This window comes from Pontibacter harenae, assembly GCF_020907245.1.
GTDB lineage: Bacteria > Bacteroidota > Bacteroidia > Cytophagales > Hymenobacteraceae > Pontibacter > Pontibacter harenae.
On the sequence record NZ_JAJJWH010000045.1, the window covers coordinates 1 to 23073 of the forward strand.

A 23073-nucleotide genomic window follows, 5' to 3' on the forward strand; every position below is an offset into this window, starting at 1 on the left:
CTGCAGCATCTGTTTGTCAAGGCTCAGGTCCGCCACCAGCTGTTTTAACTGCCGGTTCTTCTCCTCCAACTGCCGGAGCTTGCGTAGTTCCGATACTCCTAAACCACCGTATTTTTTCTTCCAGTTATAAAAGGTGGCCTCTGAGATGCCCATCTTTCGACATACTTCTGCAACAGAAACGCCTGTCTCTGACTGCTTGATGGCGAAGATGATCTGCGCCTCGGTGAATTTTGTCTTCTTCATGGCAATTCGCTTTTAGTTCTATACGATTATTGCCCGTTTTCTCTACTTTACAACGGTCCGGTTTTTTGGGGGGAGATCATTTTTGGTGGAGGCTAGTTTAAAAGGTTGGGCTGAGAAAGGGGTATCCAGGGTATAAACCGCATCCCGGAAAGAGACCTCTTTGCCTGGGTCGCCTTCGTCCTGCGCCTCTGCCCAGTAGAGGGTGGCAGGCTTGTCAGAACGCCAGTTATAACTGCGGGGGCCTTTGGCTACGGCATCGAAGGCAATAGGAATGTCCTCTGCCAGTGACAGCTGCGCCAGCTTCACCACTTTGCCGTCGCGGCTCCACACTTCCACCTGATAAGGAAAATAGTAGTGGGGCACCAGGTAAGAATAAGGCTTCTGAATGGTCTGCACCAGCATGTACTGGCCGTCCGGTGATATTTCTACACTTTTCACTATGCCGGCCTGGCCCAGGTTCTGCTGCTTGCCCTGCAGCGTTACAAACTTCAGCTGTGACTGCATGTAGTAGTCGAACAGCTGCTCGTCGTAACGGTTTTTAAGTAGGTCCTGGTAAGTGCGGGAAGGATTGGCCTTGCCGATGTTCTGCTGCACCGTTGGGCCGGCGGGAACAGTATTCACCTTTGGCATTTCCCCGCGGTTTTCATCCACAAATTTCACCACCAGGCTCTTGCTATCCGGCATCTATTCAAACGGACTACCTGCGTATGCATCATTCAGGACAGCATCTGTCAGTTTCTTAGCCTGCCTGGTCGCCAGGGCAACCAGGCACAATTCAATGCCGTTGGTTTTGGTGTTGATGAATGCCAGGTGCTTTTCGTCTGGTGACCAGGTAACTTGGCTATCTGCGCTTGCTGCGGAAGCCCCTGGAGTGTAAACTCCTGCCCTCCACTTACCTGCTTTAGCTTTATGTTTGTATAGTAGCTGCCGTGGCTCTGCCATTGGTGGCCGGGTTGATGCGCAACCCGGCAATACGGTTTTCAAGTGCCGACACTTCTTCTATACTTGGGTAGCCGGGGCTCTCGAGCAACAGCATCCAATCGCCTTTGGCGCTGATTCTCACCGATGGCGTGGCCGGTGCCTCAATGATGGCTGCCATCGTCTCTGGCGGGCGCTGGTAGCCTGAATTAGTCTCCTGCCCGCCCTGGGCAAAAGCTGCCGGCGTAACTCCCAGTAGCGACAGGCACAAAAACCATGGCGCCAGCCGTTTTTTGCTTATTTAAATTGTAATATTCATCTTTTGCTAAAAATTTTAATCAAATATATAACAAAGTATCATTTTGAATCTACAGCGGCACTTTCAATGCTTAATCATGCGTTGCACGTGCTTTTCATGAACATGAAGCTGCTCCTGGCCCTTGCCTTAGACTTTTGTAGGCTTCATAATAACCTATAGCAGTGTTAGATTCTCAGATAAAAGCCTGCCAGCATTTATTCTTGCTTACTGGAAGATAGCGTTCCCTTGTTCTTCACATACTTCTCCAACCATCTATCCTGCTCCCAGAAGGTATGCAGCACAGACTCTCGACTTCTGTAGCCATGAAACTCTTTTGGCAGCATGACCAACCTTACTGTTCCGCCATGTCCTTTGATAGCACTGTATAAGCGCTCACTCTGAATGGGGAAAGTTCCTGAGTTATCGTCATCAATGCCGTGCGTCATCAGCAATGGCGTTTTGATTTTATCTGCGTAGTTGAAAGGTGACATTTGATTGTAAACATCCATCGCTTCCCAGTAAGTACGCGCCTCCGCCTGAAACCCAAACGGGGTTAGGGTTCTGTTATAGGCTCCGCTCCTTGCAATACCGGCTGCAAACAAATTGGTATGCGCTAATAGGTTCGCTGTCATAAACGCACCATAAGAATGACCTCCTACCGCAACACGCTCCCTGTCTGCCACGCCCATCTCAACTACATAGTCAATCAAGGCAGTGGCATTGTCTTCAATCTGCTTTAAGAAAGTATCATTTGGCTCTTCTTTGCCTTCACCCACTATTGGCATGTCTGCCTGATCGAGAACTGCATACCCTCTGGTTACCCAGTAAACCGGGGAACGGAAAGCTAATCTCGTGAAGCGGTAGGGAGATCCTTTCACCTGGCCAGCTGCGGCAAGTGTTTTAAATTCTCTTGGATATGCCCAGATCAATACCGGTAATGGTGTATCTCCTTTTTTGAAGTCCTTTGGCAGGTATAACGTGGCAGATAGCTGGATACCATCTTTTCTTGGATAAGACAGTAAGGATTTCTGCACACCCTTCAGCCCCGGATACGGATCTGAAAAGTTAGTCAAGGCTTTTGCTTTTCTGTTTCTGAGGTTGACGGCAAAGATGTTCGGCGTTTCATCTGTCGATTCCCTGGAGATGTATATTGTCCCGGTGTTGTTAAAGAAAACCGGTTCTTCATAATAGGGAGCCCTGGACTTGAACAACGTATCCTGCTTGTCAGAAAGCAGGTTCCATTTTAATATAAACGGCCTATCGCCCTTTGGAGAAGCTCCTGCACCTTCTGTGAACACCACTGGCTGACCTGCCTTTTCAAATAACAGGGTTTCATCTTTACTATGAATAAAATTGCCCGGATCGGTATAAGTATCTTCTGAAGACCTGTCTGCTATCTGCTTTATCACCTTTCCGGTCTCCGGGTTTATCAAGGTCATTTTCACCTTGCGATCCTTTCTCCAGCGTTCTTCTACGATGGCATAGTCCTTATCTCCCCACTCTACTCCTCTGTATCTTAGAGGCATAGAGAATAGCTTTTTAGGTGTGCCATTAAATGGTGCGCTTAAAGTAAATACGGCATCGCGTACTGTTGCTTCAACATTCGGATCTCCCTTATCCTGTGCCTCTGCCCATGCCAGTGTAGCCGGTGCATCGTCACGCCATTCATAACCACGCGGGCCGGTTAGTACCGCATCAAATCCTGTAGGGAGTTTATCTGCTAAAGGTGCCTTATATAGCTCCTTTACCACTGCTCCCTTGGTATTCAGGATGGTGGTATTGAAAGGAAAGTAATATACTGGGACTAAATAAGAATAGGGCCTTTGAACAGTCTGAACCATCAGGTATTTACCATCCGGCGAATAAGCTGCATTACGATAAATAGCAGGAGAGCCGATTTTAACTGATTGCCCATCAACTGAAACCACCTGTAGTTGTGAGGTTAGGTAGTACTCCATCAGTTGCTCATCATAGGCGTTCTGCAATAAATTCTGATAAGTTCTGGAAGGAGTGGTCACACCTAAGTTTTCCTGTACAACCGGTCCGGAAGGCACAATATTCTCAGCCGGTTTATTTCCGCGTTCAGCGTTCACAAACTGAGCCAGAATATGCTTTCCATCCGGATGCCATTGCATTGTTTTGCCGAATGCATCATTCAGGTAACCATCTGACAATTTCACTGCTCTCAGTGATTTTATATCTGCCAGCCATAATTCAACACCACTAAATGTATTGTTACTAAAAGCGAAATAGCTGCCGTCAGGGCTCCAGGTAATATTTGTCATCCTTGGGTTCTCAGGAAGACCGGTGAGTTTAAGTTCTTTTCCAGTCTTAACATCTTTAATTGTCAGCGTGTTATAAACACCGGCAACTTCAGATTCCGTGGAATTATTGGCGGGGTTCACTTTAATGCCGGCAATTCCAATTACAGGTTGAGCGACCTGCTCGATGGAAGCATAACCTGGCGCCTGCAGCAGCAACATCAGACTTCCATCTTTACTAAACTGAACTCTCGGACTGCTTGGGGCATCTACCAGGTCTACAATACTCTTCGGGGGTAACTGATACGTTAAATTGCTTTGTGCATAACCTGATAGGATAAGGCCTCCAAAAAGAAACAAACCCAGATAATATCTTTTCATGTTTTGTAAATGGTATTTCAGTGTCATATTATTACTTGTTTAGGTATAAATCATTTATAGCATCCTAAAAGAACTATGCGGTTGAGCTCTGAAGCAAACTCACCTCATCCTATATGATAGACTACAAGCAGCTTAAATGCAGGAGAGGTGCTGATGGTAAATCATCAGCACCTCTCCTGTAAGGCTATTTCTGAGCCTCAGCAGCTGTCTCTATCAACTCAAAGCCATACTCTTTCCCTTTTAAGATAGAAGGAACGCCCTCCATCCATTTTGGAGCCGGTGCGCCTTTCAGGTAGTAGTCAAAGTACTGTGCCATGCGCACCGATAGGTCTTTGCGGTTCTTGCGCTGTACCAGGTTGTGGTCCTCGCCATTGTAAACCAGCATCCAGACAGGCTTGTTGAGGCGACGCAGCGCCATAAAGAACTCGATTCCCTGGTACCAGGGCACTGAACCGTCCTGGTCGTTGTGCATGATCAGGAGCGGCGTTTCTACTCTGTCGGCAAAGAACAGGGGAGAATTCTCAATGAACTGCAGTGGTTTCTCCCAAAGCGTACCGCCAATCCGGCTCTGCGTACGCTCGTACTGGAACTGGCGGCTCAGGCCCGTGCCCCACCGGATACCGCCATAGGCACTCGTCATGTTAGACACAGGAGCACCCGCCATGGCAGTCTTAAACAAGTTGGTGCGCGTAATCATGTACGCAATCTGATAGCCGCCCCAGCTCTGGCCCTGCAACGCCATGTTTTTCTCATCCACAAAACCTTTGTCCACTAAACTCATCACACCCGGCACAATGCAATCCATGGCACTCTCGCCTGGATAGCCGTCTTTGTATACAATATCCGGTACAAACACGAGGTAGTCGTTGCTGACAAAGTATGGGATATTGATGGTAGAGGCGCTCGGCGCAGGCACCCGGTGGTTGTGCATCCTGTCAGAAGAACGCTCGTAGAAATATACCAGCATCGGGTATTTCTTCTCCGGGTCGAAATTTTCGGGCTTATACAATAAGCCCTGCAGCGCAATTCCGTCTGACGAGCTCCAGTTTACCAGCTCAACTGTTCCCCATAAATACTCTGCCATCTGCGGGTTGGCATTACTTAGTTTCCCGGCGCTGGCGAAGTCCAGGCCAGTGGCAGTGTATAAATCATTGTACTCCTTAAAAGAGCCTCGCCGGAATGTATAGCGTTCGCTGTTTTTTGCTTTGCTCAGGCGGTTGTAGCCGTGTGGTGTCATCACGAGCTTTTCGGGCTGAACTGTTTTGCCCATATAGTCGCGGAAGTAACCGCCGGATTTATCTTTCAGATTGAAAGCGGACAAGTGTAGCGTAGCATTGGCGCCGATGAACTTCTCTTCCTCGTCAAGTTTATCGTAACACAAACGCAGGTCATTCGCCCGTCCATAACTGTCCGTCAGGCTCACGGCTGCTTTTTTGCCCGTTGGGTCCAGTTGCCAGATATCGTAGCGGTCGTACACCAGCAGATAGCTGTCTTTCTCTACCCAGCCAGCTGAGCCGTAATCACGCGGCAGCGAGGGCACGTCGTTATCTTCGTTGTAAAACGGCACACCGATTTTCCTGGTCAGGTTAAAATCTGCTCCGCCTTTTGTAGACATGGCGTGCCAGCTGCTATCAGAAGGTTCGTACCAATACAGGTACCGGCCCTGCGGAGAAAGGCCTGGTGTCCCGCGTGCTCCTTTTAGAACTTCTTTGTACTTGCCGCTTTTCAGATCAATGAGGTAAGCATCTTTGCGGGTTGGTGTATCGTAGCCAATCGACTGCTTGTACTCCTCGTCGCTCACGCCTAAAGCCACATCCCCCTGGCCGTACGCATCCAGGTAAACATCCGGCACCTCCAGCGTTGCCAGTTGCTGTATGCGTTTTCCTTTGATGTCATACATCGCCAGAAAAGACCTTCTCAGGTCCCGGCTCTGCTGCTTTTGCTGCATCGGCTGAATGAGAGGGTCCTTGTAGGTCCAGATATCGAGGCTTACTTTGTCCTCTTCCAGTTTGGTAGTGTCTTTTTCGTAATGCTTCGGGCGTGGCACGGTACCAAAGAACAGGCGCTTCCCATCATCAGAGAAACGCAAAGAACCATTTTCGCTCACCATCCAGGCAGCAGGCATCCCTTTGGAAACAGTATCTGCCACCAACTGCTTTTTATTGCTTTTGCTGTTCCAGAGGTGTAGGCTGAAATTGCGGATTTCTGTTCCTAAGGTATCTTCTGTTGCCATAAAAGCCAGCTGCTCCCCTGCTTTGTCGGCACCCAGGCCCAGGTAGGATGCACGGCCTGTATCGATTGGAATTGCTGTTAGAGAAGTTGTATTAAAGGCAAAAACACCGGCGTTGTGCAGGGAGTCCTGCTTCTCCCGCACAAAGTAGAGCATGTTTCCTTTCTCAGAGAAACTATAGTCTGAAACACGTTCAAAGCGGTGCTCCTGCCCCGACTGCAGGTTTAGCAATACCAATTCTGATGCTTCTTTTTTACCACTGCCCACCGGATCAGCACCGCCAGCTCTGCCGGCTGCCCGCCCGGATGGTTTTGGAGCAGGCGTTTCGGGTGCCGTTTGTTCTCCCTCTGTTTTTTTAGAGGCTTCTTTTTTGGCCAGCACAGGCTTCTCAAGCTGATACGCGACCCAGTTGTTGCCTTCTTTGGGCAGTACGTATGATTTAACACGCGCCACTTTTTTCACAGCATTCGTCTCCAGCGTAACAATTGCCAGTGAATCCTTGGGCAAATCATCCACTTTGGTTTTTTTCAGCTTCAGTTGCCGCACTTTGCCATATTCCGGCTTTATCTGGAAAACTGCAAAGCGGCTGTCGTTGGTAAACTCGGCTTTTGTGGCACGCGCAAAGCGCATAGAGGCATTGTTAGAGTAGTTCCTAATAATAAGCTCACCGTCGCCTTCCTGTGGGTTTACTTGATACAACACGAAGTTGCCATTGTTTGAAATACGGTCACCCTCCACATCTTTCCAACTGTCATACACCTCGTGTGTCAGAGGCTTTTTGGCACTCTGCTGGGCATAGCCCGCTTGCATGCAGGCTCCGCAAAGCACCATTGATAGTAAAAATATTCTCATCGGATTCAAGGATTAAGTTATAGTGGTTGCGGCTTTAGATTTAATTAGTTATGCCTCCATTATTTGTAGTTGCATATCGGGAAACTTCATTCTATTGTCCAGAGCCAAATTTGTGACTTTTAAATTATAGAAGAAGTAGTTTTTTTTGCATTCGGGATTCAGCTTTGATGAGATGTACTGGAGGCCGTTATGGGATTAAATTCGATGCTACCACTGCGGCAGCCTCTGACCTTTGCCTTACGCTGCTGTTCATTGCGTAAGTAGTACCCTGCTACAGGAGCATGTTTAAACTTTATTCTATTTGAAAGAAGTAAACCACTACCCCATGTTTCTAAGGTAGTGGTTTATTTTTCTTATTAGCTGTAAACGATGCTGTTCATCTTTTACAGTGGGTTCTGCACAATTTGTGGGTTGGAGTTGACTTCCCCTTGAGGTATTAAAAACTCCCAGTCATTTACGCCTGGCTCTACTGTCATGGTCACTGCGTAAGCCAGATTGTGGTTAGCCCCCGTTCTGTCGAGTCCGCTGTTTGTTCGCTTTAAATCCAGGAATCGGAAGCCCTCGCCCCACAACTCAATGCGACGCTGAAAGAGGATCTCATCCACAAGCGCTTGCCCCGTGTTGGCAGACTTCACATATTCAGGATCTCTGTTGGATGCCAAGGTATACAGTGCCTCAGCGGCTGCGTCATCTTGCCCCATACGTGCGTAAGCCTCTGCTTTTATCAAATAAATTTCTGCCAGCCGCATGTGCGGAACATCTCCTATGCTAAGGGCGCTGCTCTCGGACAAGAACTTCTTGGAAGCGTACGGTGCCTTTGTTCCGTTTGGTGGCGCTGGAACAGACTCTCCTGTCGGATCCCACATTTCGGAGCGGATATCAGTGGCAGGTATCCGGTCATATAGCGCAGAGTTGATAAGTTTAGGGTTAACCCTGATGTTTGTAGAATTGAAGTTAGCCGACATGTATGCGAAAAATGAAGCAAAATAAGTTTGCTGGTCACCTATCTGCCTGCTTCCCCATATCCATTCAGGATTATCGATATTATTGAACCCCTCCGTGTATTGTGTCCGGTCCATTAAGGTCGCTCCAGACTCTTCTATTACCTCAGAAGCATACTGAGCGGCTGCCTCCCAATTTTGCATTGTTAAGGCAACACGTGCTTTAAGCCCCTTTGCAACAGTTACATCAAAATGGGATTTATAAGTTCTATCGTATCCCTCCAACAGCGTCATGGCCTCGTCCAGATCAGCGTTAACCTGTGCATACACTTCTTCAACAGATGCACGCGGCTCTCCTTCAGTGGAGTTAACTAACATGATAGGGACCCCGAGCTGATCGTTGTTCGCCCCGGCATCATACCGCTTGCCATATACCTGCACAAGCTGGTAGTGCGCCCAAGCCCTGTAAACCAGCGCTTGTCCTTTTATAGCTTGTTTATCCACCTCAGGGCCATCCGCAGCATCAATGTTGTTGATGATCATGTTGGCATTGCCAATCATCCTGTAATAAAACTCCCAGACATACTGTGAGACGTTGCTGTTGGTGTTTCGGTGATCATTCCATCTGTAGGTGTCCCGGTGCCAGCTGTTAGACGCCGAGGCAAAAGCCAGATCTTCGCCCAGCATATCCATGTTCACTTTTACGCCACCCTCTCCAAACTCGCTTTGATCGTCCTGGCGGATCAGCATATTCCGGTGTATGCCATTTAAAGCAGCCCAGGCATTTGTAGTAGTGGTAAAAACAGCCTGCTCAGATACAAAGTCGGTAGGCTGTACCTCCAGGTAGTCCTTGTCGCAGGAGGAAAAAACAAACAGGAAGGCTACAAGGGGAGTATATATGATCTTTTTCATTTTCTTAAAGCTTAAAGAGTGACATTCAATCCTAGTGTAAGCACACGGGCAGCGGAGTAGTAGTTAGATGTAACACCACTAAATGCCTGTGTAACATTTAGACCTTTGCGGGCACTGATGAGCGCAAGGTTTTCTCCCGTTATATATATGAGTGCATTCTGCATCTGCAACTTTGAGGCAACGCTCGCAGGAAGGCTATAGGAAAGGTTAACAGATCTGAAGTTTAGGTAGGAGGCATCTACTAACCAGCGGTCTGAGTTTGATGCGTTAAAGTTGGTGGTTTGAGAATTGTCCATTCTCGGCACATCTGTTACATCACCAGGGTTTTGCCAGCGGCCTAGTGCATCCACATGCAGAGCTGTACCATAAGAGCCTGCACTCATCAAAGACGCATAGGCGGCGTCATATACCTTACCCCCAACCTGATAGGTTAGCAAAGCAGAAAGAGAGAAGTTCTTATAAGAGAAGGTGTTTGTGATACCTCCCGCAAAATTAGGAATGGCACTGCCGCTATACTGGTACCTTGCGTTGTTGATGTTTGTTGTAACAGTGTCACTGCCAATGATCATGCTGTTACTCTCATTGTATGTATCTGCGCGGTAGAGTGCTGCACCGGTTGCCGGATCAACGCCATACCAGTCACGCAACCAGAAATCATAAATAGACTGGTCTGCCATCAGCTTTTTAGTGCCGTCAATAATCTCATCCTGTGGCAGCTTCGTTATCTGGTTTTTGTATGTTGTCCAGTTCAGGTCAATGTTCCAGTTAAAGTCTGTTCCCCTGATAACATCAGCAGATACCTGAAACTCCACCCCTCTGTTATACATAGCACCAACGTTTTCAAACCGGGTCATGATTCCGCTGGAGATAGGAAGCGGCACTTCAAAAAGAAGGTTTTCTGACTGTCTGTTAAAGAACTCTACGCTGCCTCTGGCCCTGTCGAACAGGTCAAAGTCTATACCTACATCAAAGCTGTTGTTCGACTCCCAAACCAACTCCCGGTTGCCCAGCGTGCTCTGGAGGTAACCTGGTTCAGAGGCATTGTTATAGCCCAGCTCATACAGCGCCTGCCAGGCGTAATAGTCACCGACATCATCGTTGCCAACCTCTCCATAAGAGCCTCTTACTTTCAACATATTCACCCAGTCTGGCAAATTGATGAATGACTCCTGGTCAAGACGCCAAGCGGCACCCAAAGACCAAAAATCGCCCCAGCGCACATCACTATAAAACCTGGATGTACCATCGCGACGGTAGGAGGCTGAAAGTGAGTACTTATCATCGAAGCTATAGTTAACTCTGGAAAAATAGCCCTCTGTTCTGTACAAATCCTGGCGAGACTCTATGTTGTTTGTAGTCGTGAAGTTGATCAGCTCACTGTTGCCTTCCGAGATGATGCCCTGGCGGGAACCTGTAAAATAGTCATAAGTCCAGTCATAGTTCTCATGGCCTAACAAGGCATCCACGGTATGTAGCCCAAAGGTTTTGGAGTAATTGAGCAGTTGGTTAAAGTTATAGCTGGTGGTGTTTGTGCTGGTACGGCTCGCCCTTCCTGCAGGTGCACCATCCCCTACCAATGTGTTTTGGTAAGTCTTGTTATTGTTGTTGGTTATATCTACACTCAGGTTTGTGGTAAATTTGAAGTCTTTCAGAAAATAAATCTCTCCATACGTTCTTGCGCTTAGCACATTCCGATTAAACCCATAGTCATTCAGGTTTGTCTCCGCTATAATATGCCTGCCCGGGCTGTTGGCGCGTGTTGGCAACCCTAAGTCACTCATACTACCTAAGTCGTATATCCTCTGCCCGTTTTCATCCAGTATATATTCTCCTGTAAGCGGATCATGTGCATACACGGGGTAAATTGGCCCCATGGTACGGCTTAGGAAGAAAGGGTTGACAAATGTTGTACTACCGGTAGTGGCTACTTGGTTAGAATTGGTGACAGTGCCTGCAATATTCAACCCTCCTTTGAACCAGTTCAGGGGCTGTGTGTTTACATTCACGCGGCCTGTAACCCGCTCATAGTCTGTTCTGATGGCAAACCCTTTGTCGTTCAGATATCCTAAAGAGACATAATAATCACTCTTTTCAGAACCGCCACTGTAACTGATGTTATAATCTGCGCGGGAGCCTGCCCGTGTGATGGGTGCTTCCCAATCCAGGTCGTCAGGGTAAAGCAGTTGCGCATCTGGATTGATAGTGCCATCGGGAAACACAATCTGATTATCAGGGACGTTGAAAGGATTATACCCAAGCAGTCCCTTGATTCCTTCTGAAGCCCTTTGGTTTGCCTGATCAAGCGATAACGGATTAGAAGCACGATAGGCTAAGCTGTTTCTGTAGGCTTCCCACATAAGTGGGTAGTACTCATATGCATTTAGGCGATCATATTCAGGAATGGCTCTTTCAGATACACCCTGCGATAACTTGACATTGAGTTGATTACGTCCTTTTTTACCTTTCTTGGTAGTAATGATGACCACACCATTGGCGGCACGCGCACCATACATAGAGGCTGAAGCAGCATCTTTCAGTATCGACATGTTCTCAATATCATCAACATTGAGGTTTGCAATAGAGCCTGAATAAGGAACACCGTCCACAACATAGAGCGGATCATTATTACCGTTTATAGAGCCGACTCCACGAATCCGGATGGTAGGTCCTTCTCCTGGCTGGCCGCTTCCGGATGTTGTCTGCACCCCTGCTGCTTTACCAGCTATAGCATTGGTGATGTTAGTGACAGGCCTAAGCTCAAACTCCTCACTCCCTATTTGCGAGGCGGAACCGGTGAAGGAGCTTTTATCGGCTGTACCGTAAGCTACCACCACCACTTCTTCCAGCAGTTTCTGGTCTACGCCAAGCGCTACATCAATAGTGCTTGCATTGCCGATAGCCCGCTCTACAGCTTGATAGCCTATAAAGCGGAACTCAAGGGTTTGGCCATCAGCAGGAACAGAAATCGTATAGGTGCCATCTACTCCCGTAGCCGTACCCACTGCAGTTCCTTTTACAACCACCGATACCCCTGGCAACCCTTCTCCAGTTGCTCGATCTGTTACCGTACCAGATACGCTCTTATGCTGTGCCGCAACCTCGTGCGTCAGAGTAAACAGCAGAGCAAAGCTTAGTAGTAATAGTCTTGTCATAAAATTTCATTTAAGATGAATATAAAATTAATAAAGGTTATTATCTGCTGCTTAGCGGCTCTACATCTATAATAAGCACCTAGAAAGTCGCTGCACTAGGCGTAAAAATCGCTGGCTTTAGCGCCAGCCACGCATGGTAACCATAAGGGATTTTACTACACTAAAAGCCCAGTCCTTTTATGCAATGGCATTATGCAAAAATTAAAAAGGCATAGGAGTGGTAGAGCACAGAATAATTGTACATATGACTGGATGGTATCCAATCATATGTATATAAAGAATCGCTATTCTTTTGACAAGGATATTCTATTGTTATGATAAATGCAAATATTTAAACAATAATTTAATTTTATTACAACAAGATGTTATTAGTGTTAGAATATTATCAACAGAAAAGGTTTTTTATTAATTTAATAGGTAAGTAAGTACGTACTATTTATTTTGCACTATACAAGTTTTCCTTAGACCAACAGATAGAGACACTGTGGTAAGCAGTGGCATTTGAGGGATGCCATGTTAGTCAGCCGAAAAAGGTTTATATAAACTAAGGATAGTATGTGAGGGTTAAAAAGAACTAAACTGATTGAATACTTACTCTCCCTCAGCGGATATACCTATAGAACACAGCCGTATAGGAGCAAGAAGTTCGGAGACAGCAAACAACACCAGTTCCATCGGGATGCCCGGCAGAGAAATCTAAATCACCATGAACTACTTAGTTTGACCTGTCTGTTCATCATCACCTTTTATCATTTGCCCCTGCCCTAAAACTCACCAGGTTAAACATTTCCCGCATCCTAGACCTTACCCTCTAGCCGTAGGCTTTTTCTATTTCTGAGTTGGCCAAATTGGTGGTCAGGTGCGTCTTCACGCCCAACAGAACAAACTGGTCGTAGCGGCTCAGTAGCACCTCCCCCATCACGTTGCAGGTGTTGCCGTAGTGCTTCCCGCTGCTTTCTGTCCCCAGGTCATCGAAGAGGTAGGCGCTTACCTTCAGGAGCGAGCCGGGAGGAGGCTGACTGTAGCGCTGGATGATCTCGTAGCCCTCCCTGTGGAACTCAAAACTTACCTCCCGGCAGGACTTGACTGGAATTACAATGTTTTACTGGAGACTTTTTCAGGCAGCCATAGCTTGGTTGTAGGGCAGGTTCTCATACTGGCAGGGAGTCAGGTAGACAAGTGCTGAATGCCTCCTTTTCCGGTTGTAGAAGATCTCGATGTAGGCAAATATAGCGAGCCTTGCCTCTTGCCTGGTGGCGAATTTTCGGTGGTAGATCAGTTCGGTTTTCAGGGTCTTGAAGAAACTCTCTGCCACTGCGTTATCCCAACAGTTCCCCTTCCTGCTCATACTTTGCACCACCGGCATCCCCTCCAGTTGCTTTCTGAAGGCACTGCAGGCGTAAGTACGCCTTGGTCAGAGTTGAACAGAAGGGAGCAGAACAATGGCCTATTTTTGATGGCCATCTGAAAGGCAGCCACCGTGGTCGCCTCCGCCTCCATGGTCTCGCCCAGCGCCCAGCCCACCACTTTCCTGTCAGCCAGGTCCAGTACGATCGTCAGGTAGAGCCAGCCTTCTTCTGTTTTGATACAGGTTAAATCGGATACCCACCTCTCTGCCGGCTTTACCGCTTGAAAATCTCTTGCCAGGTGGTTCTCAGCTACTGTATAGGCATGAATGGAGTCGGTGGTTTGCACTTTATACTTCCTCCTTATAATGCTCTTTATCTGGTTTTAGCTTTTGGCTCTTTATCTTTGGAGCCAGTGCTTTTATCGCTTCCCTGTTTTTCAACAGGAGGAATAGCTTTGGTAACAAACAGAATCACATCATACTTCTCCTGCAGGTTACCTGCGTCAATATCCTGCGGGTAGATGACCTGAACAGGGACATGATACTGCTCCATGATCCAGCGCACCCAGCCGGAGGGCATAGAACCGCCATAGGTATCCCAGAGGGCGATGCGCATCGGCGAGACTTTTGCAGTAGCGCCGGCAGGCTGCTGTGCTACGCCTGTTACCGTAAGCCCGTAGTCAGCGGCGGCTTTTGCTACCAGTGTTTTAGCTTTATCTGTCGCAGGAACAAAAAAGCTCCTTGTCCGACTTCTGTCTGCGGCACGCGGTAAACCTCTGCCCCAGCCTGCAACAGGTCATTGACGGCAATAAAGGAGATGTTGGCGCGGGTATCCAGCACACAGCCTGCCGTTGACGGGGAGGAAGCGGTAAGCTGCCCTTCAGGAGATTGTAGTTCTCCGTAGGGCACGCGCTGGAACGGCCCTTCGAAGCCGTCGAGTATGCGGTCGAACTATACGCTCATCTGGTAAGCCAGTGTCCAACCCGCTGCATCGTAAGGACGAATAGGAGGACCTCCCTCATACTGAAAGTCATTCGGGTGCTCCTGCGGCTCGAACATGTCCAGCACGTGCGGGCGGAAGGCCTGGTTTGTCTGGACAATGTAAGAACCAGCAGGATAACTCTTACCTGCAACCGTAAAATCAGAAGTAGCCTTGTGCACGAGTACACCTGATTTAATGAGTGCGTTCACAAATGTGACAGTAGTAGGAAAATCATGCTGGTCGGCTGGAAGGATATAGCCCCGCGGATCACGCAGCGCTGTATCTTTCATTGTGGTATCAAAATATTTGGCTGGAATGCCACTGCCCCGGCCATAGGAGAAGTCTCCGCCGGAGCTTTCCGCATCTCTGGATTTGGCTTCCTTCGCCTTATCCTTCTCATGCGCCGCGTTAATGGCATCAACGTGTTTAGGAGAAAGCGCCCAACGGTCTTTGCTGCCACGCTCAATGGAGTTCTTGCCCATGCGGTAGATGTTGTAGAGCAGCTCGTCGCTGTGGCGTGCGGCGTAGTTGAGCACGGCGTAGTTGAGCGAAACAGAATAATCAATGGACTGGCGGAAGTGCCACTTCTGCGGCGCCACAGGGTTTGGAGTAGCACCATTCGGAAGGAGTCGCTGCGGCACGAGTGGCACGTCCTCTGGCGTTGGCCCGCCGATTATCTCTGTCAGAAGGCCCACCATGTTATGGAAATAAGGTGTAGTGCGCAGGCCGCCGTTCCACCAGGTGGAGAACTGCGAACCGGCGCGCTGCGTGTAACCAGGCTTGCCTTCCGCATTCAGGCGGTTATTCATGGCGGCGCCCACCGCATCGATGCTTGTCACCAGCAACGGGTCATACACATAGTTGAACGGGTCGCGGTAGGAAGGACCGGCCAGCACGGAGCCAGCAGGTCCCCGCTGGTGGTGATTGTACATAATCTGGGGAATCCACTCTACAAAAAGCTGGCGGCTTATGTTCTGGGACTCCTTCATGTTGGTCATGTAGAAGTCGCGGTTGTTGTCGTGGCCAACATACTTCTGGTAGAGCCGGGGCAGGTGGCTCAGCGAGCGCTTCTCCGGTTTGCGCGTACGCATATACCAGTTCGACACCAGCTCCTGCCCGTCCGGGTTTGCATGCGTCAGCAACACAATGGTCTGATCCAGCAGGCGCTTTGTCTCCGCGTCCTGGCGGCTGGTCAGCTGCCACGCTGTTTCTATCAGCTGATGGATGCCAACAGTCTCGGTGGCATGCAGGCCCCCATCAATCCAGACAACGGCTTTGCCCTCGGAGGCCAGCGCCTGCGCCTGCTCTTCAGTGAGGCCCTCGGCGCGGGCAAGCTTCTGCGAAATCTCCTTGTAGCGGTCAAGGCGCTGCATGTTTTCCGGAGAAGTTACTATCAGCACGTACTGGTGGCGGCCTTCCTCTGTAAGCCCGATATCTTCTATCCTCACACGGTCAGAGGCAGCGGCCAGCTTCTTGAAGTATGCTTCTGTCTGGGTATAGGTAGCCAGCTGGTAATCATCACCGATGTTAAAGCCAAAGTGATCTTTTGGTGACGGGATTGCCTGCGTCCAACTCAGCGAGACACGCAGGAGCAACATGACGGCCAGCGAGCAGTAGAATTTATTTGATCTTATCATATTCAGGTACTTTTCATTACAATTAGATACTATGGTTTTATACAGGCAACTCATTTTCTGCAGCTTATCCTGGGTTGCCAGAACCTTATTGAGCGACTACCTTACCTTTGGCGATGCCTGCCTCTGACAGCAGCAGAAGCAGTGCTCTTTGTATGGCTACATAGCCTTTGTCGTTATACCACCACTCATCCAGCGCATGGGCTCCGCCACCAGTGCCACCGCTTCCAATGGTAACAGCGGGTATGCCTTTAGAGAAGGGAATGTTAGAGTTTGTTGATCCTACTCTTAAAGTAGGATCTGTACCCATAAAACCAGTGGCAGCCATGGCACGTTGCACTAAAGCAGTGGTAGACTCATTGCCACCGGCGGGGCGGTCACCTATCAGTTTCACGTCCACTTCCAGGTCTGGTCCGATTCGCTTCATCTGGTTTTCCTCTTTGAGGGCCCGCTGAACAGCAGCCTGTAAAAGTTTGTCAATGCCCTCTACTCTTTCAGGGCTCTCGGAGCGCATGTCCACCTCCATCCAGGATTCAAAGGGTATAGAGTTTACCGAAGTACCACCGCTGATGACCCCCACGTTATAGGTTGCACGAATGCCTTCCTTCGTGAACTCATCAGCATCAACGGCAAAGTAATGGATGGCCCTTCCCAGGGCATTGTGCGGGTTCACAAGACCAAAGGCACCGGAGGAGTGGCCGCCCGGGCCTTTGAAGGTGATGCGGTAGCGGTGGGAGCCCAAGCCGCGGTTCGTGATTCCGTTTACACCCCATCCATCCACAGCGATGTGAGCATCTATTTTGGGACCGTTTTCACTGAACAGTTGTTTTACCCCGCGCAGGTCGCCTTGCCCTTCTTCACCAACGGTGCCTATAAACAGCACGTCCGCCTCTGTCTCTATGCCTGCACTTTCCATTGCCTTTAGTACTGTGAGCACTAAAGCCAGCCCTCTTGTGTCGTCTGCAACACCCGGGGCAAAAAGTGTGTCTCCTTTCTGCGTCACCTTCACGTCTGTGCCTTCCGGAAACACAGTGTCCAGGTGCGCCTCCAGCACAACTGCTTTCTTCCCGGACCTTCCTTTCCGTTTTCCGATTGCATTGCCTGCTTCATCAATCCAGACAGAGTCAGCACCGGCTGCCTTCAGCATTTCAGCATACTTCTTGCCGCGCACTTCCTCCTTGAAAGGAGGCGCAGGGATTTCCGTGAGCAGGATGTGCTCCTGACGGGTCTGCGGCTCTAAATCTATGATAGTCTTAAAGGCTGACTTCACTGCCGAATTCTTTGCCAGGGCCTTTATCTCATTTTGGTACTTCTTGTCAATGGCAACTTTCTTTTCTTCTTCAGGTGCCTTCGCTGCTGCCGATTGGGCAAATGCTGGTGCAGCACTATAGAAGGCAAAGGCTGCAGGCAAAAGCCCCAGTAATACTAGTTTTGTAGATTTAATCATAAATTTGTTTAAAAGTAGCGTTTGTTGATATCCTCACAATATGAGTAAAGGAAAGCATTTTCAGCAGAAGCAATACAGAATGCAGTTAAGTCTTTACGTTCAGACAAGGTTTTATAAAATTTATACCAGCCGTTCCTGAAAGGAATATTTGGAACGGCTGGTATAATGCTTAAATGTTAGCTGTTAATTCCTGGTTTAACTGAGACTTCACTTCCTCCAGTTTCTCTAACTGCTCCTGTAGTTTTTTAGATAATTCACTGTATTTCTCATGGTGCTGCTTAGTTGGTTTAGCATCTCCATATTCAACAAAGCCTGCTAACCTGATGAGCTTCGTATCCAGACGTACCGGATAATTAGTCAGGTCCTGGTTTGCTTTAGCTTTAACCTGCACCAGTTGGTCTTCAATGCGCAGGAGCTTGTCCTTCATCTCCGTTATCGACCTGTCTTTTTTACCCGCTGAGCTCTTAGTTATTTCATCTAGTTGTTGTCGCATGTTCCGGATATCCATCACTCCGGAGCGTAACTCAGTAACCCTTTTCCCAATGTTCACCAACAGGTCAAACTGTTCTTTGTATTCTTCCTGTGTTATCGGATTGCGTGGGTCTTTTACAATTTCAAACTCTTCGGTATAGGGGTTTCCATCTACAGTTAGCCGAACCATGTATTTGCCTGGCATCACCAAAGGACCTTTGGCAGAACCATGTGTCACGATACCCTCCAGCGGAGCAGGGTTAGGATAGCGCATGTCTTCCCAAACAAAAGTATTTCCGCCTGCTTCTGCTGGCACTACTATTTCTTTTGCTCTTTCTCTTGCAGGCCCCCGCATTTCGTTTGCAGGCTCTGGCATACTTTTGGCTGCCGTCTTGCTCTTATAGGACTTAATCACCGCTCCATTTGCATCTATAAATTCCATGGTGATTTCGCTCTTAGGCGCTTCCTTTAAGTAGTAGCGCACCACCACACCATCTGGCGGGTTAATACCTAAGTTGTCAGACTCACCGAACCTGGACTCAATGGCCGGGCCACTGCCACCACCTCTGAAACGTACTGTTTCACGCGGTTTAAATAAATGAACAGAAGATTTCTGTATTTCTGGCGTAAGCTGGTGGAGTAATGTCAGGTCGTCCAGTATCCAAAAAGAACGCCCATGCGTGGCTGCTACCAGGTCATCATCCTGAATAGTCAGATCATGTATAGGAACTAAAGGCAGGTTTAGCTGCAGCGACTGCCACTGCTCCCCATCATTGAAAGAAACATAAATACCTTTTTCGGTACCGGCATACAGTAGCCCTTTACGCTTCGGATCCTCCCGTATAACGCGTGTAAATTCATCTTCCGGGATACCTTGAGTAATTTTCTTCCAGGTCTTGCCGTAGTCGCTTGTCTTATACATATAAGGATGAAAATCATCCTGCTTGTATTTAGTAGCTGCCACATAGGCTGTAGCAGGATCGTGCGGAGATGGTTCTATAATACTGACACGTGTGAGTTTCGGCAATCCTTTGGGTGTAACATTCTTCCAGTTCTTACCATTATCAGTAGAAATATGCACATAACCATCATCAGAACCAGCCCACAGCAGGCCAGGCTTTATCTTTGACTCCTCGAAAGCGAAGATAGTACCGTACCACTCCACACCTGTATTATCCCGTACAACAGGGCCCCAGTCTTTACCTATTCTCGGGTCGTCCAGCGTAGGGGTTTTCTCGAGTGTGGCCGGATCTGAGCGGGTTAGGTCAGGGCTGATAACTTCCCAGCTCTTTCCCTGGTCACTTGAACGGTGCACATAGGAGGAAGTAGCATAGACCACATCCGGGTTATGCGGAGAAACCACAATCGGGAACGTCCACTGGAAACGGTATTTGATATCAGCCGATCCGTAGCCATAGTTATCTTCAGGCACAACCGACACATCGGAGATTTGATTTGTCTCCATATTCAACTTGCTAATCCAGTGGTGGTTTGCAGCGTAAATCAGATCTGGGTTATCTTTATTGAAGGCAATGTACCCGGATTCTCCTCCACCCACTGTGTAAAGTTCTGCTGGGTGAATAGCCCCATTATCCGATCTGCTTGGGACAGATACCGTAGAGTTGTCCTGCTGAGAGCCATACACACGGTAAGGAAACATGTTATCTGTAATAACATGATACATTTGCGCTGTAGGTTGATTGTAGATAGAAGACCATGTTTTGCCTCCGTTGTATGACACTGTGGCTCCGCCATCGTTGCCTTGCACCAGGTGGTTGGTGTCTTTCGGATCTATCCAAAGGTCATGGTTGTCTCCGTGGGGAGTAACTACACGCGTATAATTACTACCGCCGTCAGATGATTTCCAAAAGCCGATGTTCATGATCCAAACCGTTTCGCTGTCTTTCGGATCTGCTGTAATGTGATGATAATACCAGGGGCGCTGGTGCAGCTCTGCATTCTGGCTTACCAGTTGCCAAGTAGCACCAGCATCGTCTGTTCTGTATACACCTGTCTGGTTGTTTTCTGCCTCAATAATAGCCCACACCCTTTCTGGTTTAGCAGGAGACAGGGCAATTCCTATTCTGCCACGGTTCTTACCAGTGGGTAAACCAGGGTTAGTTGTAATGTTCGTCCAGTTATCTCCTCCGTCTACTGTTTTATAAATACCCGCGCCAGGCCCGGAGCTTCGCACTCCCCAGTCTAGGCGACGGAACTCAAAAGTAGAAGCATACAACACATCCGGATTGGTAGGATCGATGGTCATGTCTATCGCCCCAACGTCTGGGCTTTTGTAAAGCACTTTCTTCCAGGTTTTACCTCCGTCTTTTGTACGGAACACGCCTCTCTCTTTGTTGGAGCCAAAAGCATGCCCGATAGCAGCTACATAGACAATGTCCGGGTTGGTAGGATGAATGATAACGGAGCCGATGTGATAGGTATCCTGCAGGCCCAGGTGCTGCCATGTTTTACCGCCATCTGTAGACTTGTAAACACCATCTCCGTTGATGGTGTTTCCGCGGAGCGTGTGTTCCCCCATGCCCACATACAGCACTTCCGGATTTGACTCAGAAACGGCAATAGCACCTACTGACCCGGACGTGAAAAAACCATCCGATATGTTTTGCCAAGATTCTCCGCCATCAATTGTTTTCCAGACACCACCGCCCGTAGCTCCCATATAGGCCACCTGCTTCTCATTCGGATGCCCAGCTACCGCCACAACACGTCCTCCCCGGTAAGGGCCAATCAAACGCCAGTTCAGAGACTTCATGACAGATGTGCTCCCTTCTGGTTGTTGGGTAACAGCAGAACTTTTATTATTATTATCTGAAGCTACTTGAGCCTCTAAAGGAAGACTAAAAAGCAATGTGGCAAAGCCAATGATATAAGCTGCATACGCTGAGGAGCGGGACTTAATTGATAAGTGGCTTGAGCCACTCTTACTACTACGAATTACACAAACTATTTTTTTGATACATTCCATTACTAGTTCTGTAAAAGGGTTCTTTTGAATAGATTTCTAAATTTTAACTGAACGCCAACTACGCGTTTATTAATTATAAGATAGCGCAGCCAAATTAGTGACAACAATGAGTTGATTGACTGCCACCATTATTTATCATAGGATGTGGATTCACTATATCTACTATCAGCCTTTGTTATTACTCTTCTCTCATTTAGGTCATATTTTTGCCCTTCGCTTAATAAGTAAAAAGGACCTGATACAAAATGAGTACTTTTGACCGTATCAACACTCGATTTATTTTCGGAAGCTACAATAGTATCATAATCATATATTGCAACATAAGACTTCCCTACAACTTCCATTATGTCTTTCTGTACTACAACAGCAGTTGCTTCATCCAGCCCTATACCTATCAACATGGGAGATTGCCTAATTACATCTATCAGGTCGAATTGCCTGTTGCGTTTTAGCAGGTGCTGATCTATAACGGAGTTCTTTAAAAAACTAAGCCCTTGTGTATGGTCGCCTACTAATATATTAGCTCCTTTTGTGTCACCTCTCCACAGGAAGGAACCTTGAATGCTGGCACCAGCTGAACTTCCGGCAATCACACCTCCTCTGTTCAGCACGTCAAAAAAAGCCTGATGAGTCAAGGTGTTCAAGTAGGAATCTGCTATCCTCCATTGGCGCCCCCCGACGAAGTATACACCGGTTGCTTGTTTTAATGGTGCAATAAATTTCTCACTATTAGCTTCCTTCAGATCATTGGTATGCAGCAAAGTAACATGCTTGACTCCAGTTTCCTTTTTAACTATTTCTATATCTCGTATATCGAAGGCTGCAGAATCTCCTGAAGCAGTGGTAACCACCACAATATTTGCCTGATCTTTTCCTCCAGCCAATTCTACGAACTTATTCCAGATAGAAGCTGTATGTCCCACATTACCGCCAATGATGATAAGTGAGCCTTTTTCCGGGCCGTGCTTTGTAGAGGATGGTTTAACTTGTATTGGAGTTTGAGCAAAAGCATTTAAATAAGTAAGTGCTACAATTGAAAATAATAGGCTACACTTTTTCATAATTAATTTTTATCTATTCTTTTGAAGTCAGGTGAGATTGAAATCTTTGCCAATACAGTATGAATTTATAATGGTGCATTAATATTGAAGATGATGAAACCACACCCTAAATATTGCTTGTCTTACCTTACATTTATTGGTAATTCTATAAAAGTAATGCTATGTTGTAGTTAGCCACAAAGAAACGTATTGCCAACAGGTGCCTCTCGAGCTTTTTAGAGAAGGGGAGGGATTTCCTGACCAAGTGAGCACATCTCTGCCTGAGGGTACAGAAGAACCTCTCGGCATGGTTTGTCTCTTTCTTATTGGCAGAGGCCACATGCCTTGACGCCAGTATCACCTTTTTGTAGGCCTCCCACTCATCGGTGAAGAAAGTTGCCTGCTGCCTATAACGCTCCAGCACGTTTTCCCACAGCCGCTGTGCCTCTGTCTCCCAGGTGCAGGGCAATTATTTGCCTGCTTTTCCTGTCCTGGGCCACCCATAGCCATTGCTTGTTGCCTTTGAAGCCGACAAAGCTCCACAACTCATCGCTTTCGCACTCATAGCACCTAAGCTGGATTCTGAGTTGCAAGCAACCTGCGCGTTCAAGTCCTGCGGCACTTCCCCGTACAGCTCATCCATGTAGCGGTAAAGGTGGTAAGCAGGAATGTCCAGCACTCTGCAGATGCCCTCCAGGGAGATGCGCTCCAGCAAAAGCAGCTCGATGAGCCTTTTCTGCTCCTGGCTCAGACCCTGGTTCTGCCCCTCAAAAACAAACTGCCTCAAGCAGTCCTTGCACTTGCCCCTGGCTTTGCCGTAGTAGGTTCTCCCGTTTTTGACCATATTCACACTGCCGCAGTTGCAACATGACCTGTTCATGATGGTAAGACTTAGGTTGGACACCTAATCTTACTGCTACTGCGGTTATTTCTGTTGCTTCATTACTTTTATAGTACTACCCATTTATTAACCCCTT

Annotated in this window: 13 protein-coding genes and 2 pseudogenes; all 15 read right to left on the reverse strand. The window is 48.0% G+C overall.

Annotated elements, in window-relative coordinates; all coding sequences use genetic code 11:
• The coding region (locus tag LN893_RS17105; RefSeq protein ID WP_229972218.1) for a transposase at positions 1 to 243 on the reverse strand (243 nt) is incomplete at its 3' end.
• Positions 244 to 285: 42 nt separating this feature from the next.
• Positions 286 to 927, reverse strand: a complete 642-nt coding sequence (locus tag LN893_RS17110; protein WP_229972219.1) for a hypothetical protein — start codon at positions 925 to 927, stop codon at positions 286 to 288.
• Positions 928 to 1185: a TolB-like translocation protein gene (locus LN893_RS17115; RefSeq protein WP_229972221.1), complete on the reverse strand. Its 258-nt coding sequence runs from the start codon at positions 1183 to 1185 to the stop codon at positions 928 to 930.
• On the reverse strand, positions 1151 to 1432 hold the full coding sequence (locus LN893_RS17120; protein ID WP_229972223.1) for a hypothetical protein: 282 nt from the start codon (positions 1430 to 1432) through the stop codon (positions 1151 to 1153). The genes LN893_RS17115 and LN893_RS17120 overlap by 35 nt, the downstream gene beginning before the upstream one ends.
• Before the next feature lie 242 nt (positions 1433 to 1674).
• The gene (locus LN893_RS17125) at positions 1675 to 4128 is read right to left on the reverse strand and encodes a S9 family peptidase (protein WP_229972225.1); all 2454 of its coding nucleotides are present in this window, start codon (positions 4126 to 4128) and stop codon (positions 1675 to 1677) included.
• 157 nt (positions 4129 to 4285) lie between these two features.
• Positions 4286 to 7183, reverse strand: coding sequence for a S9 family peptidase (locus tag LN893_RS17130; protein ID WP_229972227.1), 2898 nt, complete (start codon positions 7181 to 7183; stop codon positions 4286 to 4288).
• Between the two features lie 383 nt (positions 7184 to 7566).
• Positions 7567 to 9036: a RagB/SusD family nutrient uptake outer membrane protein gene (locus LN893_RS17135; protein ID WP_229972229.1), complete on the reverse strand. Its 1470-nt coding sequence runs from the start codon at positions 9034 to 9036 to the stop codon at positions 7567 to 7569.
• An 11-nt stretch (positions 9037 to 9047) separates the two neighbouring features.
• Positions 9048 to 12188 (reverse strand): SusC/RagA family TonB-linked outer membrane protein, encoded by a 3141-nt coding sequence (locus LN893_RS17140; RefSeq protein WP_229972231.1) that lies wholly within the window; start codon positions 12186 to 12188, stop codon positions 9048 to 9050.
• Between the two features lie 1117 nt (positions 12189 to 13305).
• Positions 13306 to 13536 (reverse strand): IS3 family transposase, encoded by a 231-nt coding sequence (locus LN893_RS17145; RefSeq protein ID WP_229972233.1) that lies wholly within the window; start codon positions 13534 to 13536, stop codon positions 13306 to 13308.
• Positions 13533 to 13883, reverse strand: coding sequence for a DDE-type integrase/transposase/recombinase (locus LN893_RS17150; RefSeq protein ID WP_229972235.1), 351 nt, complete (start codon positions 13881 to 13883; stop codon positions 13533 to 13535). The genes LN893_RS17145 and LN893_RS17150 overlap by 4 nt, the downstream gene beginning before the upstream one ends.
• Before the next feature lie 35 nt (positions 13884 to 13918).
• Positions 13919 to 16116: pseudogene (locus LN893_RS17155) on the reverse strand (M14 family metallopeptidase); the annotation flags it as partial.
• Positions 16117 to 16240: 124 nt separating this feature from the next.
• Complete coding sequence (locus LN893_RS17160) at positions 16241 to 17599, reverse strand: M20/M25/M40 family metallo-hydrolase (protein WP_229972237.1); 1359 nt, start codon at positions 17597 to 17599, stop codon at positions 16241 to 16243.
• Between the two features lie 169 nt (positions 17600 to 17768).
• Positions 17769 to 20843 carry a WD40/YVTN/BNR-like repeat-containing protein gene (locus LN893_RS17165; protein ID WP_229972239.1) on the reverse strand — a complete coding sequence of 1025 codons (3075 nt, stop codon included), beginning with the start codon at positions 20841 to 20843 and terminating at the stop codon, positions 17769 to 17771.
• Positions 20844 to 21184: 341 nt separating this feature from the next.
• On the reverse strand, positions 21185 to 22117 hold the full coding sequence (locus LN893_RS17170) for a cyanophycinase (RefSeq protein WP_229972240.1): 933 nt from the start codon (positions 22115 to 22117) through the stop codon (positions 21185 to 21187).
• Between the two features lie 145 nt (positions 22118 to 22262).
• A pseudogene (locus LN893_RS21000) lies at positions 22263 to 22976 on the reverse strand (IS1 family transposase).
• Positions 22977 to 23073: the final 97 nt, after the last annotated feature.

Excerpts from the sequence above, each read along its gene's own strand:
- LN893_RS17135 (WP_229972229.1), bottom strand. The coding sequence starts at position 9,036 with ATGAAAAAGATCATATATACTCCCCTTGTAGCCTTCCTGTTTGTTTTT.
- LN893_RS17165 (WP_229972239.1), bottom strand. The coding sequence starts at position 20,843 with ATGAAGTCTCTGAACTGGCGTTTGATTGGCCCTTACCGGGGAGGACGT.
- LN893_RS17170 (WP_229972240.1), bottom strand. The coding sequence starts at position 22,117 with ATGAAAAAGTGTAGCCTATTATTTTCAATTGTAGCACTTACTTATTTA.
- LN893_RS17145 (WP_229972233.1), bottom strand. The coding sequence starts at position 13,536 with ATGAGCAGGAAGGGGAACTGTTGGGATAACGCAGTGGCAGAGAGTTTC.
- LN893_RS17110 (WP_229972219.1), bottom strand. The coding sequence starts at position 927 with ATGCCGGATAGCAAGAGCCTGGTGGTGAAATTTGTGGATGAAAACCGC.
- LN893_RS17115 (WP_229972221.1), bottom strand. The coding sequence starts at position 1,185 with ATGGCAGAGCCACGGCAGCTACTATACAAACATAAAGCTAAAGCAGGT.
- LN893_RS17125 (WP_229972225.1), bottom strand. The coding sequence starts at position 4,128 with ATGACACTGAAATACCATTTACAAAACATGAAAAGATATTATCTGGGT.
- LN893_RS17160 (WP_229972237.1), bottom strand. The coding sequence starts at position 17,599 with ATGATTAAATCTACAAAACTAGTATTACTGGGGCTTTTGCCTGCAGCC.
- LN893_RS17140 (WP_229972231.1), bottom strand. The coding sequence starts at position 12,188 with ATGACAAGACTATTACTACTAAGCTTTGCTCTGCTGTTTACTCTGACG.
- LN893_RS17130 (WP_229972227.1), bottom strand. The coding sequence starts at position 7,183 with ATGAGAATATTTTTACTATCAATGGTGCTTTGCGGAGCCTGCATGCAA.